The following is a 17795-nucleotide window of genomic DNA, read 5'->3' on the forward strand; positions in this document are numbered from 1 at the left end:
TCAGCGATATCTATTAGGTAATGCAGCATAAACAAAGCGCCTACCAAATGATAGACGCCTTACTTGAAATCTTTAATTATTTCCACTGTCTACTTGACAGGGGGCAGTTCATTTACAGAGTTACCTTTTGGCTTACTTTTTTAAACAAGATACAAAAACCGCCACTAAAAAAATTTGAGCTGTCCAATTAGCAATGGAACCTATATTCCCTAATAAAAGGTCAAAATCAACAACCACTATGTTGTAATACAAGCATATTACTAATACGGATACGAAAGCGACCCCTACTTTTAGATGCTTCATAATACAACCTCCTAATAAATAATCTCTTGAATTATTCATTGGTTCATTGGATGTAGAATCATTTTTACATATTTTGCTGTCAATTTCATAATCTTTTGTAAATAAATTTATGATCTTAAGTAGATATTTAAATTATTGACAGTTATAAAATAATTATTCAGTAAGGTTGATATATTAAACACTTACTCTATAAATCTCGTATCATGGTGTCATTGATACTTTCACCAGTAAAGGTGTATACAAAATGGTGTAAATATTTTTTCACTACAATTTTAAATTCTCAATCAATTGGAGCAGCGATACAAAATATGCTACTTGCTGGATTGGCCAACCATTGGCTTTGCAGCTGATTTTAATTGTCTATTTTCTCTGGTATCTCTCATACTTTTGCCGTTTCCATTAACTATAATACTCGATATTTTACCTTCTTCCTCAAAGGAATATATTAAAAAAGGTATATTATAATTATTAGCAGAATCTTTATCTATTTGCTCCAGCACCTACAGGGATTTGTAAATTTTCAACTAATTCTCCCTTTGAGCCTATAAAACATATAATAAAAATAAGTGTAACCGCAATTAAAATATAAATTTTATTTTTTTTTATAGTTAACAACCTAACATTTCGGTAATGCTTTTGCATTACGTTTGTATTAATCTGAAATTACACAAAAGTACCCCCTGAGAAATTATTCTCAGGGGGTACTGACTATTTATTAATGGTTTTATAATTTTAATTTTTATGTCCTCTTTTATTCAAACTAATAACTAAGTTAACTTTCTCCCACACATAGGGCAATAATTAATCTTAATAGTTTGAACTGATATATCATCATTATCGGAATGAATTTCGTTTTTGGAATCATTAATATACCACTGATTACCCCCTGTTGTACCTAATAGTTGTTTACCATCTTTACAATAAGTGCAACCCTTTGTATTAGTTAGCTGAATATTGTAACGCTCTTTATGATTATCCATAGTAAAACTGTAACCCACAATCTACACCCCTTTTAATATATTTAAATATTAACTCATAATTATTTTTGTGCTTTTAATTTGGTTATAAAATTTCCACCATCCTCAATTTTGATTTGATAATATAATTCAAAACATCATTTTATTTATCTCTCAACTAATTGATTTGCAAATTAGTTGCAATTAATACCAATAAATAAAAAATGCAAAGGTAATAGACCACTTTTGCAAGATTCTATACCACAGGTATAAAGATTAAGTTCTATGTTAGAATAATATTTTTCATTAGAAAAAATAAAAGTCATTTCTTACACCTCTTATAATAAAATAGTTGTCACATGACAACTTTAAATGTCTACATTATGCTATATAAATATAGCATGTAAACCATTAAAATAAAAGTAGTATAAACTACTTAATTGCATATAGGATTAATTATGTTGTATGTATTTTATTAGGTATCTAGTAAGCTTCCCCTATATACACTTCAATATTTATGTCTGTACACTTAAGAATATTGTTGATGTGTACGATATAGTTATAGGTTAACTTTTGGGGGTTTACATAGAAGGATTGTTGGAATGAGGTGATGTTATTGGAATTAGAGTGGACCCAACAAATAGTAACAGATGAGATTATGAAATATAAAGAATTATTAGATGAGGGAATTATAACAAAAGAAGAGTTTTTTGTTAAGGAAGAAGAATTATTGAGAAAAATAGCAAAGAAGAAGTCAAATTCTTGGTTTAGGAAATCACACCCTTTCATAACATCGAAATAGAGGAACTTACTAATGATTTGTGGAACTAGTTTTATGGAGCAGAAATGCACACCTGTGGGAACATTACCTTTATACTGGAGACAAGTACTTTTTAGAAAACCCCGCAGAGTTTGTTTTAGATTATTTGACATTAGACCCTAAAAGTGTAAAAGAATGAAAAGGGAGTAATTATATCTGGAGAAATAGGCACTCACACCCTACGTAAAACTTTTGGCTACCATGCATATCAAAATGGATCTTCATTAGAATTACTTATGGACATATTTAACCATTCTTCAAAAGCACAGACTTTAAGATACATTGGAATTACTGAAGAACAAAAGAAAGAAGTTTATTTACAGTCTAATTTAGGCTAGTGGAATGGCTTTTAAGGGTCGATACAAATATCGGTTGTAAAAATTCATTACAAAGTGTGGTAAATAATGATAATATTATATATAGGACTTACGACGTAGTCGTAGAAAAATGTGATGTAAGACTATTTATATTTGTAGAAATGGGGAGATTGTTTAATGAAATTAAGAGCGACTGTTTTGGATTCTGATAATTCAGAAGAACTATCGAATTTTTATCAAAATTTATTAGGTTGGAAGAAAAAAGTATATCACATGGATGATAAATATATTATTGTATACAGTGATAAAAACGAAGCGACATCTTTGGTATTTCAAGAAATTCCTAATTATAAAAGACCAGTGTGGCCACCTGAGGATGAAAAACAACAACCAATGGCTCATTTAGACTTTTTTGTTAAAATGGATGAGTTAGATAAAGAAATTGCCCATGCAATTTCCTGTGGTGCAAGGTTAGCAGATATTCAATTTTCAGCAGAATGGACAGTTATGATTGACCCTGCTGGGCATCCTTTTTGTCTTATTTTGATGCATTAAAAATCTAATGATTAAATTAAACGAGCCTAACCCTACCACGCAATCTTCATTTATTGTTCATCAACTTTAAAAGGCAGCAATGCCTTTTTTCTATATAATCTACTAATATACCTTTTTGGCGGGATAGGCAAAAACACCCATAATATAATCCAGTTCATTCTTTTTAACGACATGTTCCCAATTTACTCTAAGTGCATTTCTATGAATTATATTAGCTTTTTTCTTAATAGGGAAATCTATTAAATTCATACCAAAATAGTTTGAAACTTCCTTGTCCATCTGGTGCTTCATTAATAACATTCCTACTTCAGCAATTTGTGATGGGAACTCTTCAATCTCAATACCATAGAACTGTTCAACAGATACTTTACACAAGATATCAATAAGTATCATTTGTCTATTATCATATATCATTTTTAGTATTTCAAATTCTAACAATCTAAGTTCTCGATATGCAATTATAAGAGAATTTCCGCAACCACAAGCTGGGTCTAAAAACTTTAGCTTTGCAATTTTATCATGCAACTCCATTAATTCTACTTTTGTATTCTTCCTTTTTTCAAATTCATTCCATAACTCATCAAGGAATAATGGTTTAATCAACTTTAAAATATTCTCCTCACTTGTATAATGTGCACCTAATGACCTACGTTCTTCCTTACCCATTATACATTGCCAATTCCGATTGAGTTAATAATAAAAAATAAATATTGTAAAAAAATTGAGAAATAGTTGATTATCAAGGTTATAGTGAACCAAAAGAAAGACCCATCTGGATCCCAGATGGGTCTTTAATAGTGCGCCCGGTGGAAAAACATGAATCGTGAAATCTTAATTTTAATTGAGAATATACACTCAATTTATGCATTATCTTTCACTTTTCACATTAAATTAAAAATATTAATCTTCCCTATTTTTAATTTAATATTTATATATAATAATCGTTTTCGTTCATTATGAGGAATATATCTTATATCCATTTCTACCATTGCGCTTAACTTCATACATAGCTGAATCAGCCTTCTTACTTAATGTGTCTTCATCAATTCCGTGCTCAGGGAATATACTTATGCCAATACTTGCTCCGATAAATAATTTGTTTTCCTTATAGGTAAAAGCTGTGCTTAATGTTTCCAAAGCAGCTCCTGCAATTTTTTCAGCATTTGCAGAGACTTTCAAATTTCTTAATATTATTATGAATTCATCACCACCAATTCTATAAACTTCATCCGTTGACCTAATAATGCTTTTTAATCTCACAGCTACAGTTTTAAGAATATTATCTCCAGCTTCATGGCCATAATTATCATTAGCACTCTTAAATTTATCCAGATCTATAAAAAGGAACGCAAATTTTTCGCGTTTGTTATCTAATAGTATGTTAACATCTTCCCGCATTTTTTTTCTATTAGAAAGTTCTGTAAGGGCATCATAATATACCAAATGGCATATTTGCTCTTCTGCAAATAGTCTATCTGTAATCTCATTTTTAAGTTTAAGATTTGATTCTTCTAATTTTAAAGTATATTTCTTTTGTATTTCAGCCATCTTTTTTCTTTCAGAAACATCATGTAATAGAGTAACGATTCCTAATATATCTTTATATTTATCATATATAACTGTTGCTGATAGTTCACAGATAAGAGCTTCTTTATTTTCCCTGTGTAAATCAACTTCAATATTAATAACATTTTCTGCTTGAATTATAGTTTTGATATTAAAATTTCTGAAATTTATTATAGCATGGAGTGAATTCCCCTTTAATTCCTTATAATTATAACCTGTTACATTTAATGAAGCTTCATTACAATTTTTCACAAGAAAATCTTCACCCAATAAGAAAATCGGTTCGTTTACAGCTTCAAAAAGATATTCTGATACTAATTCATAAGAAATTGACATCATTTTATGTTTATTAATTGCGTACCACATTCCACTCATCCAAATAAAGATTGCTATAATCCCAGACGGAAAAACCTTAATACCCAGTGCAGGACAAATCAAATCTGATATTGCCGTTAAACAAAAAGTTATTAACGTGGTAATTAAAATAATTTTCATCTGTTTTCTGACTCTATTCTTTTGAGAATTTCTCATGTGAAAATATATTATTACAAAACCTGCTATAAATGAACCTGCAATATATATACTAAAAACAGTACCAATAGTTGTAGAAGAATATAAATTATCTACAAATCCATAAGCTTCTCTACTTACTACTTTAGAGGGTCCATATATTAAATTACTTATAAAAAATATCATTGAGGCAATATATAGTGAAAATTGTATTTTTGAGTTGGAGTTTTTTCGCTTTGTATCTTTAAGAGAAAATGCGAAGGATACCCATAACCCATTTATAAAACACCAACCTAATGCAGAAACTATTCTCCATATATTTGCAATTTCCTCATTAGGAGAAATTAACATAAACGCATATCCTATCGCCCTAAGGCTAACAGAAATACATAAAGCAAAAAATATTATGTTGACTTTTGATTTATTATCTCGCTGATAGCTATAGACACCCAAAAATAAGTAGAAAATAAAACATATACATAATATTATAAACAACATCGTTTTAATATAATCCTCTAGTAGCATCATCTATTCCCCCTATAATCTCAGAACTTTCATGATCCATATGTACCTACGTAAAGCTTGGATTTATAACCTCTTCGCCTAATGGCTTTATGCAAAAAATTATAGCTTTTTTATTCTTCCTTCTAATTTTATTTTTAACTCCTTCTGTAATATATGAATTGAATGGCAAAAAGCATACAACATAATTAAAATTGAACTGCTCCCTGTCAAGTAGACAATGTAAATAATAAAAATTGACTTATGCGGCTAAAGCCCTAAATTCCATTTCTAGTTTTTTCATTGAAAGTTTTGTTCTATCTTCAAGTGTTAGTTCTTCTTCAGATTTATTCCTACCTCGTCTATCTTTAAGTGCAATTTCTTTACCAGATTCATATTTTTTAACCCATCGATATACTTGCTGGTAGGATACGTGATAAAACTCAGCAGCATGTTGATAGTCATTGCTGTAAGCAATACAGTACAATACAATTTCAATCCTTTCTTTCCAAGAGGTAGTTCTCCCGTTTGTCATAGATTGGGTCATTCCTTTCGTAGTTGCATTTATTCCTCTATGACAATTATACTTGTTTATCCATTTTACTAATACTGTATTATTAGATATTTCATACTTTTCCTCTGCAGTATATTTAGTTCTTTTAGCCACAAAAATGCCCCCCTTTTGGTAACAGATTTTTATTATTTAATCTGTCTACTTTAAGGGGAGCATATCAAATTATCTTGAGTGCTTTTGCTTTTAATGAACACCTTTTACATAATCATGAAAGTTAAAATATATGAAGATAAATAATATACTAATTATAATTTATCTTCTTTAAATTCCATAAATCTAATTCAGATATAAATAGATTTTCCTGGCTTTTTATTTCTATACTTAACTCATTATTTTTAGGAAAATACATTACTGTTGTTGCTTCGATTCCATCTTGATAGTAAATTTCTATAATAGAATTATCAATGAATATATGAAACTTTAAACTGTTTGACGCTTTTAACTTAAATTTTCTAATTCCATTTGGCTTAAGCTTCATGTGATTTCTGTCAATAATACATACTTGAGTATTTTTATTATACATTAATGATATATATTCATTTTTAAATTTAAATTTAATTTCCACAAGAGTATTTAAATTTAAATCTAGATTTAACTTCATTTCTAAAGTTCTTGAACTTGGATTTATTGTATATTCTTTAGTCTCTATATTTCTCAATTCTAATTGCTTATCTTTTCTTAATTTTTCTAAAGCTTTAAACGGTCTTTGATATAGCACTCCATCTTTTTCTTCTAATACTCTAGGCATAGATAATGCAAAAACTCTTCCATCCCTATTATTACTTGGATATTCCTCTTCCTTTTCAGGCATTCCCACCCAAGCTATCATTATATTTTCATTATTGTATTTAAAGACTTGCGGAGCATAAAATTCAAATCCCATATCTAGTTCTTTAAATCCTTCATGATTTAAAGTTAATGTATTTAAATTCAAATTTCCTATTACATATCCTGATTGATATATATTTTGATATTTAAATTCTTCACCTTCTATTCCTTGTGGTGAAAAAATAAATGCATACTTTTCATTATCTAATTTAACCATATTAGGGCATTCCCACATATATCCAAAATCATTCATATTAGTTTTTAATTCACCAACAAAATTCCATTCTTTTAAATTCTTCGAATTATATATAACAACTTTCCCTTTTAAATCATTAGTTTGAGTTCCTATAATTGAATAATAAATTTCATTTTCAATAAATACATATGGATCTCTAAAATGCGCTGTATACCCTTCTGGTTGACCATCAATTACAACTTCATTTTTTGTACAAATCCCATTTTTATCATACGTAGCAATACATTGATAAGATGATCTTTCATTATTTTCATCTTTTACATTACCCGTATAAAATAAGTTTAATTTATCATCTCTAACTATCCCACAACCTGAATAACATCCATTCTTATCAAACCAATCTACTGGCTTTAAAACTACTTTTGGTTTTGAAAAATTAATAAAATCCTTAGTCCTAACCAAGCCCCAGTGTTTATTATTATGTTCACAATCAAATGGATTCCATTGATAAAATATATAAAACTCTCCATTGTAATAACTTAGTCCGTTAGGATCATTAACTAAACCAAAGGGCATTTCAATATGAAAATTATTTTTCCAAATACTACAATCTTCTTTTTTGTAATATTCATCTATCTGCTTTTTAACTTTATCGTATAAATTTTCTTCTATCATAAAAATCCCTTTCCTGCTAAACATATTATTATAGCTAACTCTCTAAATTACTTTAATTTTTTAATATGATTTTTCAATACCATTATTTTTTTTATATACTTTATTTTTTAATATTATTTTCCCGTATAATATTGTAAATAACGCTCCACATGATATTGCAATTGCATGTGCTATTATATAATTAACATAGCCATTATTTGAACCTGATGCTATTGCAAAACCTGGAACACCGGTTGTTCCAAAACCTATTGATACAAGTTTACTACTGTATACATAAGCTCCTGCAATTGACGCTCCAAGACATCCTGCAACTAGTGGATATTTATTTCTTAACGTTACACCAAATATTGCTGGTTCTGATATACCAAATAATGTTGAAATAAATGCTGGAATTGCAAGTTCTCTTGTTTTTACATCTTTCCAACGTAATGCTAAATATCCTAAAACTGCTCCACCTTGAGCTGCTACTGCAACTGACATTAATGGATTTAAGAAATTTGTACCTGTATCTGCTAAAAGTTGACTTTCAATAGCTCCTATAACGTGATGTAATCCTGTAATGACTATTATTTGTTGTACACCTCCGAAAATCATATATCCAAATATACCAAGATTTTGAGTTACCCATAATAGTCCTCCTGTTACTCCATTAGCCAACGTACGTCCAACTGGTCCAACTATTGTAAATAATAAAAATGAAGAAACAAACACAGTAAGCATTGGTGATACTAATAGTTTTAAACTATTAGGAATTTTTTCATCAAAGAAATTATCAAGTTTTGCAACTACAAATCCCATCATTAAAGCAATAATTATTCCACCTTGAAAACCTACTAATTTTATATTAAGACCTATAACGTTTATTACTTCTGGACTTACAACTCCTCTTGCTGCTTCATAAGAATTTGCTAAATTGCTATTTAGCATAACTGCTCCAATTACTAGACCTAATACAGGCTTTCCACCATATCTTCTAGTAGAAGAATAAACAACTATTAATGGTAAAATGGCAAAAACACTTGATGAAACGATACCAACAAATCTATTTACACCTGCTAAAGCTGGATACATTTCAACAATTGATTTTTCTCCAAATAGCCCCGTCTGCCCAAGCAATCCTGATAATCCCATAAGTAATGCTGCCGCAAGTATGCCCGGCATTATATCTATAAATACATCAGATAAGGATTTAATTCCCTTTTGAAATAGATTTTGTTTTTGTGCTGATTTACCTTTTGCATCTGCTAAAGACATATTTTCGATTCCTACTAATTTTGAGAAAACTGCATAAATTTCGTTTACAAGCCCCGGCCCAAAAATAATTTGAAGTTGATCTCCAACTATAAATACACCTTTAACTAATTCAATATTATCTAAATTATCCGTATTAGCTTTGTTCTTATCTTCTAAAACAATTCTAAGTCTTGTTGCACAGTGAGCAACACCTTGTATATTTTCTTTTCCTCCAACATTTTGTAAAATTTCTTCAGAAATTTTTAAATGCTTTTCTTGTTTACCCATAATTCATCATCCTTTCATATTTTATCTTATATATATCCTATATTTTTTTAAATCTCCATTGAATACTTTGAAAGTCTTGTTTTATTCTTGGAATTGTAATTCCAACATTCATAAGTTCATCTCCACCAAAAATTTCTCCTGTAGAAACATCTTTATAATCATAATCTAGATTTAATCCTTTAAACTTTATTGTTCTAATTGGAGCTCCTGGAAGTGATAATACTTTAACGTATGTTGCTATAAATTCACTTTTATCCTTGGATATAAAGTTCCAAGCAGCTTCGTTTCCATCAAACGGATTAAATATCCTATATAATTCTCCAAATTGGATTGTTTCTCTTATTTCCTTGTATAATTTAACTTGCTCTTTAATTACTTGTTTTTCTTCTTTTGTAAGCTTTGTTAAATCTAATTCATATCCAAGATTTCCTGCCATAGCTACATGCCCTCTTGTATCAAGATGTGTAATTCTTCCTACTTGATGATTAGGCACTGTAGAAACATGGGAGCCCATCGTAATCGCTGGATATATTAAGCTTGTACCGTATTGAATTTTTGTTCTACATATTGCATCCGTATTATCACTTGTCCAAGTTTGTGGCATGTAATATAGCATTCCTGCATCAAATCTTCCTCCACCACTTGAGCAACTTTCAAATAATACCCTTGGAAATCTATCTACTAGATAATCCATTACCTTATATAACCCTAAAATATATCTATGACTTGTTTCTTCTTGTCTTTCGTAAGGTAATAATTCTGAACCAACATCTGTAATATTACGATTCATATCCCATTTCACATAAGTTATTGGTGCATTTGATAATATATTTGAAACTGATTTCACAATATAGTCGCAAACGTCATCTCTTGATAAGTCCAATACAAGTTGATTTCTTCCTAGAGTGTAAGGTCTATTTGGCACATGTATACACCAATCTGGATGTTGTCTATATAAATCACTATTTACAGAAATCATTTCTGGCTCAAACCAAATTCCAAACTCCATACCAGTACTTGTTATTGTATTTGCTAACTTTTCTAATCCATTTGGGAGCTTACGTTTATCAACAACCCAATCCCCTAATGAACTATTATCATCATCTCTTTTTCCAAACCATCCATCATCTAATACAAACAGTTCTATGCCAAGCTCTATTCCTTCTTTAGCTATGCTTTTAATCTTTTTTTCATCAAAATCAAAATATGTTGCTTCCCAATTGTTTATAAGAATAGGTCTTACTTTATTTTTAAAATCTCCACGACATAAATTTTGACTATATAATTTATGATAAATCCTAGACATTTCTCCTATTCCGTTTTGTGAGTAAACCATTACTACTTCTGGTGTTTGAAAGCTTTCATTAATTTCTAACAGCCATGAAAAATCAAAAGGATTTATTCCCATAGATACTCTAGTATTTTTATATGGATCAACCTGAACTTGTGCTGTGAAATTCCCACTATAAACTAGATTAAATCCATATACTTCTCCGCTATCTTCATTTGTATCTTTTCTGACTAATGCTAAAAAAGGTGCTTGTTGTGCGCTACTAGTTCCTCTACTGCTATCTATTAATTGTATTCCTGATACAATTTTTCTTCTTTCAATATTCTTTTCGTTATTATGCGCACCATATAGACTTATCATTTCAAAGTCATCATCTCTAAAATCTACACTCATACTAAGTGCTCTAGTAAGTCTTAGACTTTCTTGTCCTTGATTTGTAAACTTTACACTTCTAGTTATTACATCTAAGTCCTTAAATAAAGTGTAGGTTAAAGTAACTAGTAAGCCAATTACTTCATCTTCCATGAGTATTTCGAGTGTCTCAGACTCTTCACAATCCTTTACATAAGTGGCAGGTAATCCTTTAAGCTTTGGTTTTCCTTTATATAACTTATGACTTTTATATCTAAGATCTGAGATTCTAGATCCATTATTAAGTCTAATTTGATATGCTGGAATTCTAAAATCTCCATTACCAAAAGCTTGATATTCTTGTGGTACAGTATCTAGTGAAAAAGTTCTATCTTTATCGTTTGGATTAGGAGAAAAACCCCTATCTATAAAAATTATTTTATTGCTACCTCTGTACTTATTAATTTTTTTGCCCCAATATAAGTGTGCTAAATAACCATCTCTTATTACTTGCATTACGTAGCTAGTGTTCTTTCCTTGAATATGAAATAATAACTTTTCATCATCTACTTTTATGCCCATATCTTCCTCCTAATTTAAAAATTTAAAATAATACACTTAGAAATTTACATAATTTAAGTACCCTATGATGGATTTTAAAGCTAAAAAATAATTGTTGTAAAATACTACTTAAATTTATATAAGTTCTGAAAATCCTTCACTAACTTTTAAATCCTATATGCAATTAAGTAGTTTATACTTTTATTTTAATGGTTTACATGCTATATTTATATAGCATAATGTAGACATTTAAAGTTGTCATGTGACAACTATTTATTATAAGAGGTGTAAGAAATGACTTTTATTTTTTCGAATGAAAAATATTATTCTAACATAGAACTTAATCTTTATACCTGTGGTATAGAATCTTGCAAAAGTGGTCATTCATATGGTCCAGCTATTAGAAGTGGATATATGATCCACTATATATTAGAAGGCAAAGGTATATATAAAATTAAAGGAAAGACTTATCATCTTGAGAAAAATCAAGGGTTTTTAATAGAACCTAATAATTTAATATATTATGAATCTCATAATGATTTTCCTTGGCAATATATTTGGATTGGCTTTAATGGAACAAAAGCAAAAGATTATTTGAATAGAACTACTCTTTCCGCAGAGAATCCGATTTTTTCTTTTTCTGAAAATAGTAATTTACTAAACTATATGAATAGCATTGTGATTGCATCTAAAATAACCTCAAACAGAAATTTAATTATTTTATCTAGGCTTTATGAATTTTTATATTTATTATGCGAGAATTTTCCAAATCATGAATCTATACTAATAGATAGGCCAAAAAGTTATATTGATGAAGCGTTACTTTTCATTCAACAAAATTATGCTGATAATATCACTATACAAGATATAGCAAATTATATTTGTATAGACCGTTCTTATCTACATAGATTATTTAAAAAATTTACTAATAAATCTCCACAGGAATATCTTCTTTCTTTAAGAATGGAAAAAGCAGCTTCATTACTTATAGATTCAAATCTTAAAATTAGTGATATATCTCGTTCTGTTGGATATACTGATGCACTTTCGTTTTCTAAAACATTTAAAAAATTAAAGGGATTAAGTCCCTCAGAATTTAGATTTAAAAATTTGAAAACAGAATAATGTTTTTACAAAATGTGTTATCCAGGACCTGCGCCTGTACAATTTCCATTTATAATTAATTCAGAAAAAACACATGTTCTCCGATTTATACGATAATGCTTTTGTAATACTTTTGTATTTGTTTAAAATTACACAACAGTAACCCCTGAGAAATTATTCTCAGGGGTTACTTAAAGCCTAGCGTACACTAGGCTTTCTTATTACTCATTGGGTGTTTTTGCCCATCCCCTCCAAAAGGGGGAATAAGGACTATTTCATAAAGTGTACTTTTTGAAATAGTCCTTATTCGTTGTTTTTGTATGTCAAAAGTACATCTTATTTACTTTTGACATAATTCAGATAGTTACTACACATTTTTCCTTATTTTTTATTCAGGTATTTATTGAAGAACTCCGTGAGTTTATCGAACGGAATGACATCTGTACGATCATAAAGATCAACATGCCCGGCATTTGGAACGAGATACAATTCTTTCGGTTCAGCAGCTTTTGCATAAGCGTCCTCACTGAATTCGAGCGAATGAGCCTCTGTACCAGCAATGAAAAGCAATGGACGCGGTGAAATTGTTTCGATATCATTGAACGGATAGAAATTCATGAATTTCACATTGCTCGTAAGCGTCGGATGCGTAGTTGTATTAGCAGATCCTCTGGAAGTGCGATAGAAATCGTAAAATTCCTTAGCAATTGGCGAAGATTTCTCATCGATTTTTTCCGGTGTACCGCTTGTATATTCCCGCTGACCGCCTGCATATTCGATATCACGCTGATGTGCTGCATCTGCCATAACCTGTTTACGCTGTTCTAACGTCTGGCTGTGATGCAGTGCATTGCGACTTACACTTCCCATATCATACATGCTGACCGTAGCAATCGCCTTCATACGTGGATCAATTTTAGCTTCACTGATGGCAAAACTACCACTGCCGCAGATACCGATGACTCCAATGTTCTCACGGTCTACATACGACAAAGTATCAAGAAAATCAACGGCGGCGCTGAAATCATCCGCATAAATGTCCGGTGAAACACTGTTGCGAGGTTCCCCTTCACTGTCCCCCCAGAAGGACATATCGAACGAAATCGTTACATATCCCTTATCTGCCATTTTTTGAGCATAAAGATTTGCACTTTGCTCTTTTACTGCGCCCATAGGATGTCCGACAATGATGGCTGAATGTTTTTTGCTTTTATCCAAGTTCTTTGGCACAAACAAATTACCAGCTACCTTCATATTGTAACTGTTATGAAACGTAACTTTGTGAGCATCTACTTTGTTGCTCTTGTAAAAGTTGTCTGCACCACGGGACATATCGCCTGCTGGCAGGCTCTTATCTGCTTCAATCCGCGGCTGTTTCATATGCTGCGCCACCATAGCAACTGCAGCACCACCGCTCACAATAGTAAGTGCAAGCCCCAACATAATAGCTTTTGCTAATTTATTACTGGAAAGCTTCATTTTCATAATAATCTCCTCTTTCTTTTATTGATTACATCTTTATTTTATTAGCATTCCTCTTTTTTTCATTTCTTTATTTTACAATCAACCGCTTTTTTTCCGTAAATACTCCAAATCTGTCAATTGAATCAGTTCTGTTATCTAAGTGCTACTACAGTTTAAAACTTAAAGTTAACTTTAAGTCAAGTCTTTTTTAGAAAAAGTTAATTAAGACATTGTCAAATTGACAAATCTTCTATATTTCCCACAATAACTATTATGCAGTTTCCTGTCTATTTTCTTTACTATGTATTTTTTCTATTCCTGCTTCAAAATCAGTTTGTGGTAGGGTTCGCAATTTGTGCAAAAGTACCGTTAAGAAAAGTTGACTAACATTTCAGTAAATATAGTAGGTTACCTAAAAATTCTAATGTAATAAAATACAATAAATATTACATAGAATAAAAGAGAAAGCGAGTGGAAAAATTTGATAGTAGAACCTATACGAGATAAAAAGAAAATAAATGATTTACTTATATTTTTAAAATGTAAAATTGACAGAGATTGGTTGTTATGTAAATTTCAATTGAATACTGGATTAAGAATTGGTGATGTAGTTAAAGTTAAAGTTTCTGACATATTATATTATCTTCTAATTCAATACCACCTAAATCAACAAACATACACGATTTATTAATAAATATACCCTTACCTAATCTAATAATTCTCAAGTATTTCATTAATTTCAGTAAATATTGGGTCTTCATTTGAAATAAACTCACTTGTTTGTATCTTCTCTAATAACTCTTTATTCATTGTATCTCCTAAAAAATTCACTTTGTTGATTATTTTAACTAATCAATCTTTTTACATTCAAAACTTATGGTTAATTATACTATTTTTACTACAAATTCTATATAAGAAAAATAAAATTGTTTTATTATATTCGGATAAAAAACACGTTATATATTAGGGATGTAAAAAATAAAATGTCGTGAAACCATAATTTTACGACATTTTTATATTATAATTTCAAACCTATTGCTTAGCGTATTAACTACTTTAATATTGATATCATTTGAGACGAAACATTGAAGCAAAATATAAGGGTATATCCATGTTGGATATACCCTTGTTTATGTTTAATATTAATTAATATAGTTAAGTTTAATCCTAGCGGTTGCTATTTTAGAGTTTATAAATAAGACTAAGAATATTGTATCCCTGCACCAGTTCTTATACTTATACCGTCTCCTGTTGCTGCACTATACTGTGTTTTGTATACTGTTGGAGGTGTTAAATGCAAAAGGCAAGACGAACCCTAAAAAGGCCTAGTAATTACGCTAGGCCTTACTGGTCTTCTCTTTTAAGTAATGAATATATTAGTGAATTTACACTATCTTCTGTTAAGAGCAAATACTAATCAGGAATAACTACTACTGATACTTTAGCATTTCTAACAACCTTACTTGTTACAGAGCCAATTATTCTATATAAACCTTTTTTACTACACTTTGTCATTATTATTATGTCAGAGCTATCTTTTTCAGCCTTTTTTAATATTTCATCTCCAGCGTATCCCAAAATTGAAAATTTTTCAACTTCATAGCCTTCCAGTTCCTTTATTGCTTTATCTAAAACCAATTTACTTTCCTCTGCTAAATAACCAAATTCATTTGGAATTGAATTTGGCGTTGGAACTATCATCTTGTTAGTTAAAACTGTTTCTACTACATTCATTAGTGTAATGGAAATAGCATCCTTACTAAAGAATTTTTTTAACCAATTAATAGAGTGCATACTTCTTTCCGTACCATCTAATGGCACTAATATTTTTAATTTTTTCATATACAAAGCCTCCTTAAATTATTTATATACTATTTTTATACTATTCTATATGATAGATCTATAATCCTTTTGAAATATTAATTAAAATACGAATGTCGTAAAAATTGTATTTCACGACATTGACTTTAATATTCAACTTTCAAATTCACAATCAATATTATTTTGAATGAGTTTATATTGTTTTAAGCTGATACTATTTATTATTATTTTCATATGATTTTGATACAAACAAATTAGCATATCTTCAGTCATACTTAAACCCATAAACGCATCGTTGTGATTTGGTTTTTCAGAATCTGGAATTCCATCAACCATTGGCGCTTCATCTTTATGAGGTCCTAAGTCAGATAGATACGAATATAATTCGTAATATAGTTTTAAATCTTGAGCAATTATATTGCTCATTTTTTATACTACTATGAATAGTTATTGGAACTCTCAGTGATATACTTAAATGTGTAACACAATTAAGAATAGAGGAAAAATCGTATGAAGATCTTACACAGGCTTTTTTTATATTCTCCAACTGAATAAATATAGTTTTTTCTAACAATCTTTTTAGGTACTAATAAAATTGGTGAATTATTTATTAAAAGAGCATTACTAAAAATGTCTTGCCATTCTTCTGATTTAGAATTCCAAGCTTTACCAATGTTTATACGGGTATCGTTTAATTCAATTTTATTGAACTTGAATTGATCGATAGTAAAATCATTTAATTTTTCTCTTAAAATATTTTCCTTACACCAATCATTATTGGTAGCTGCGTCAATTAATGAAGGATCTATAAATAACTTGGTATCATCATTTATATTTATGTCTACAAAATCTAAATTAGCATGTAAACATTATATTGTATGGTTTTTTTATGTATGATTAAGGGTAATTATAAATAATAATAACGAAAAAAGAGGAAAAAAAATTTATATATAGAATATATATTTTATGAAATTAATTAACTGGGAGGCGTTTTACGATGGAAGAGATAATTGATAGGAATTTAACTGATTTTGATATTAATACATGTATTAATAAATTAAGAGATTTGAGGATAGAAAGATTAATTATTAACCGTCAATTGAATGATCTTATAGATGAATATAACATCCTAAATATACAACAGGATTTAGAAACAAATATTGTAAACGCTAACACTATAACTGAAGCTCAAGCAAATAAAATTAGAGCTATCATAATGAATAGAACTAAGAAAATCTAAAAGGGAACTAGGTAAGCCAAAGAATAGTACATAATAGGATTTTTGAGGGGGATAATACATGAACAATAAATTAATTAAGAGAGATACTTTATTAGTATTCATAAGTATTCTCCCTTCGAATACAAAAATTGCTCAATTTCTGAAACAAGCTATTGAACACTAGTATCAATTAGCCTCTTTTAAAAAAAGATATTAAATTTTTATGTCTTTTATATCTTGTCCACTTTTTTAGAAATATTCATTGTTTTAAAAATTAAATTATTTAATTAGTCTTCAGTTAAAATTCATAATTGGATTTTAACTAATTAATCGTTATTGATACTGTAAGAATAGGTTAATAGACTTAGATCAGACCAGGTAGCCCGTAGGGAAAGTCCCATTAGGGAATGCGGTAGTAGCAATCGAAAGTGCGGTAGTTAGATTTTAGTTGAATTTAATTATGGGTATGATGAGGATAAAAACAGTGTACCTATAGTTTATAGGCGTGTACTATAAAAGTGATTTATAATTCTTTAGTTTGTTTTATCTGAACAAACAAATAAAAATACAAAATTATATTTTGAGTATTATTTAATTATATTTAATTTTGAAATATCAGTTAACCTCTGTTTTACAGTCAATATTGTCGCCATTATAATAAA

At 29.4% G+C, this 17795-nt stretch carries 20 protein-coding genes; 7 read left to right on the top strand and 13 right to left on the bottom strand.

Going from position 1 to position 17795, the window contains the following annotated elements:
* Positions 1-132 precede the first annotated feature (132 nt).
* The 3 genes from LGK95_RS13275 to LGK95_RS13285 all read right to left on the bottom strand — a co-directional run bounded on the left by LGK95_RS13275 (position 133) and on the right by LGK95_RS13285 (position 1301).
* Positions 133-303, bottom strand: a complete 171-nt coding sequence (locus tag LGK95_RS13275; RefSeq protein WP_226125273.1) for a hypothetical protein — start codon at positions 301-303, stop codon at positions 133-135.
* Between the two features lie 311 nt (positions 304-614).
* On the bottom strand, positions 615-803 hold the full coding sequence (locus LGK95_RS13280; RefSeq protein ID WP_226125274.1) for a hypothetical protein: 189 nt from the start codon (positions 801-803) through the stop codon (positions 615-617).
* Positions 804-1070: 267 nt separating this feature from the next.
* Positions 1071-1301 carry a hypothetical protein gene (locus tag LGK95_RS13285; RefSeq protein ID WP_226125275.1) on the bottom strand — a complete coding sequence of 77 codons (231 nt, stop codon included), beginning with the start codon at positions 1299-1301 and terminating at the stop codon, positions 1071-1073.
* A 574-nt stretch (positions 1302-1875) separates the two neighbouring features.
* Here LGK95_RS13285 and LGK95_RS13290 point away from each other — a divergent pair.
* From LGK95_RS13290 to LGK95_RS13305, 4 genes are all read left to right on the top strand, one after another.
* The gene (locus LGK95_RS13290) at positions 1876-2061 is read left to right on the top strand and encodes a hypothetical protein (protein ID WP_226125276.1); all 186 of its coding nucleotides are present in this window, start codon (positions 1876-1878) and stop codon (positions 2059-2061) included.
* A 182-nt stretch (positions 2062-2243) separates the two neighbouring features.
* Entirely contained in the window at positions 2244-2417 is a 174-nt protein-coding gene (locus LGK95_RS13295) for a tyrosine-type recombinase/integrase (RefSeq protein WP_226125355.1), read from the top strand.
* Entirely contained in the window at positions 2417-2605 is a 189-nt protein-coding gene (locus LGK95_RS13300) for a hypothetical protein (RefSeq protein WP_226125277.1), read from the top strand. The genes LGK95_RS13295 and LGK95_RS13300 overlap by 1 nt, the downstream gene beginning before the upstream one ends.
* Positions 2574-2951 (top strand): VOC family protein, encoded by a 378-nt coding sequence (locus LGK95_RS13305; RefSeq protein WP_226125278.1) that lies wholly within the window; start codon positions 2574-2576, stop codon positions 2949-2951. The genes LGK95_RS13300 and LGK95_RS13305 overlap by 32 nt, the downstream gene beginning before the upstream one ends.
* A gap of 102 nt (positions 2952-3053) precedes the next feature.
* On the opposite strand, the gene LGK95_RS13310 is transcribed toward LGK95_RS13305, so the two are convergent.
* The 7 genes from LGK95_RS13310 to LGK95_RS13335 all read right to left on the bottom strand — a co-directional run bounded on the left by LGK95_RS13310 (position 3054) and on the right by LGK95_RS13335 (position 11546).
* Positions 3054-3554, bottom strand: coding sequence for a DNA methyltransferase (locus LGK95_RS13310; protein ID WP_226125279.1), 501 nt, complete (start codon positions 3552-3554; stop codon positions 3054-3056).
* Positions 3555-3905: 351 nt separating this feature from the next.
* Entirely contained in the window at positions 3906-5555 is a 1650-nt protein-coding gene (locus LGK95_RS13315) for a diguanylate cyclase domain-containing protein (RefSeq protein WP_226125280.1), read from the bottom strand.
* Positions 5556-5598: 43 nt separating this feature from the next.
* The gene (locus LGK95_RS22445) at positions 5599-5721 is read right to left on the bottom strand and encodes a hypothetical protein (protein ID WP_264174560.1); all 123 of its coding nucleotides are present in this window, start codon (positions 5719-5721) and stop codon (positions 5599-5601) included.
* Between the two features lie 69 nt (positions 5722-5790).
* Positions 5791-6195: a helix-turn-helix domain-containing protein gene (locus tag LGK95_RS13320; RefSeq protein ID WP_226125281.1), complete on the bottom strand. Its 405-nt coding sequence runs from the start codon at positions 6193-6195 to the stop codon at positions 5791-5793.
* Between the two features lie 148 nt (positions 6196-6343).
* Entirely contained in the window at positions 6344-7801 is a 1458-nt protein-coding gene (locus tag LGK95_RS13325; RefSeq protein WP_226125282.1) for a glycoside hydrolase family 32 protein, read from the bottom strand.
* Between the two features lie 60 nt (positions 7802-7861).
* Positions 7862-9322: a PTS transporter subunit EIIC gene (locus LGK95_RS13330; protein WP_226125283.1), complete on the bottom strand. Its 1461-nt coding sequence runs from the start codon at positions 9320-9322 to the stop codon at positions 7862-7864.
* A 37-nt stretch (positions 9323-9359) separates the two neighbouring features.
* Positions 9360-11546, bottom strand: coding sequence for an alpha-galactosidase (locus LGK95_RS13335; RefSeq protein WP_226125284.1), 2187 nt, complete (start codon positions 11544-11546; stop codon positions 9360-9362).
* 273 nt (positions 11547-11819) lie between these two features.
* Between LGK95_RS13335 and LGK95_RS13340 the strand changes: the two genes are divergently transcribed.
* Positions 11820-12650, top strand: a complete 831-nt coding sequence (locus LGK95_RS13340) for an AraC family transcriptional regulator (RefSeq protein WP_226125285.1) — start codon at positions 11820-11822, stop codon at positions 12648-12650.
* A 360-nt stretch (positions 12651-13010) separates the two neighbouring features.
* Here LGK95_RS13340 and LGK95_RS13345 read toward each other — a convergent pair whose 3' ends face one another.
* Positions 13011-14114: an alpha/beta hydrolase gene (locus tag LGK95_RS13345; RefSeq protein ID WP_226125286.1), complete on the bottom strand. Its 1104-nt coding sequence runs from the start codon at positions 14112-14114 to the stop codon at positions 13011-13013.
* Positions 14115-15387: 1273 nt separating this feature from the next.
* Here LGK95_RS13345 and LGK95_RS22450 point away from each other — a divergent pair.
* Positions 15388-15510: a hypothetical protein gene (locus LGK95_RS22450; RefSeq protein ID WP_264174561.1), complete on the top strand. Its 123-nt coding sequence runs from the start codon at positions 15388-15390 to the stop codon at positions 15508-15510.
* Here the strand turns inward: LGK95_RS22450 and LGK95_RS13350 are convergent.
* A complete protein-coding gene (locus LGK95_RS13350) occupies positions 15507-15935 on the bottom strand; it encodes a universal stress protein (RefSeq protein WP_226125287.1) in 429 nt (142 codons plus the stop codon). The genes LGK95_RS22450 and LGK95_RS13350 overlap by 4 nt on opposite strands.
* Before the next feature lie 132 nt (positions 15936-16067).
* Positions 16068-16340: a hypothetical protein gene (locus LGK95_RS13355; RefSeq protein ID WP_226125288.1), complete on the bottom strand. Its 273-nt coding sequence runs from the start codon at positions 16338-16340 to the stop codon at positions 16068-16070.
* Positions 16341-16911: 571 nt separating this feature from the next.
* On the opposite strand from LGK95_RS13355, the gene LGK95_RS13360 reads away from it, so the two are divergent.
* Positions 16912-17154, top strand: a complete 243-nt coding sequence (locus LGK95_RS13360) for a hypothetical protein (protein ID WP_226125289.1) — start codon at positions 16912-16914, stop codon at positions 17152-17154.
* Positions 17155-17795: the final 641 nt, after the last annotated feature.

It is taken from the genome of Clostridium algoriphilum (assembly GCF_020443705.1).
In the GTDB taxonomy this organism is placed as follows: domain Bacteria; phylum Bacillota; class Clostridia; order Clostridiales; family Clostridiaceae; genus Clostridium_AD; species Clostridium_AD algoriphilum.

Coding starts and splice junctions, on each gene's coding strand:
- LGK95_RS13275 (WP_226125273.1), bottom strand. CDS start 303: ATGAAGCATCTAAAAGTAGGGGTCGCTTTCGTATCCGTATTAGTAATA.
- LGK95_RS13305 (WP_226125278.1), top strand. CDS start 2,574: ATGAAATTAAGAGCGACTGTTTTGGATTCTGATAATTCAGAAGAACTA.
- LGK95_RS13315 (WP_226125280.1), bottom strand. CDS start 5,555: ATGATGCTACTAGAGGATTATATTAAAACGATGTTGTTTATAATATTA.
- LGK95_RS13325 (WP_226125282.1), bottom strand. CDS start 7,801: ATGATAGAAGAAAATTTATACGATAAAGTTAAAAAGCAGATAGATGAA.
- LGK95_RS13330 (WP_226125283.1), bottom strand. CDS start 9,322: ATGGGTAAACAAGAAAAGCATTTAAAAATTTCTGAAGAAATTTTACAA.
- LGK95_RS13335 (WP_226125284.1), bottom strand. CDS start 11,546: ATGGGCATAAAAGTAGATGATGAAAAGTTATTATTTCATATTCAAGGA.
- LGK95_RS13340 (WP_226125285.1), top strand. CDS start 11,820: ATGACTTTTATTTTTTCGAATGAAAAATATTATTCTAACATAGAACTT.
- LGK95_RS13345 (WP_226125286.1), bottom strand. CDS start 14,114: ATGAAAATGAAGCTTTCCAGTAATAAATTAGCAAAAGCTATTATGTTG.
- LGK95_RS22450 (WP_264174561.1), top strand. CDS start 15,388: ATGCAAAAGGCAAGACGAACCCTAAAAAGGCCTAGTAATTACGCTAGG.
- LGK95_RS13350 (WP_226125287.1), bottom strand. CDS start 15,935: ATGAAAAAATTAAAAATATTAGTGCCATTAGATGGTACGGAAAGAAGT.
- LGK95_RS13355 (WP_226125288.1), bottom strand. CDS start 16,340: ATGAGCAATATAATTGCTCAAGATTTAAAACTATATTACGAATTATAT.
- LGK95_RS13360 (WP_226125289.1), top strand. CDS start 16,912: ATGGAAGAGATAATTGATAGGAATTTAACTGATTTTGATATTAATACA.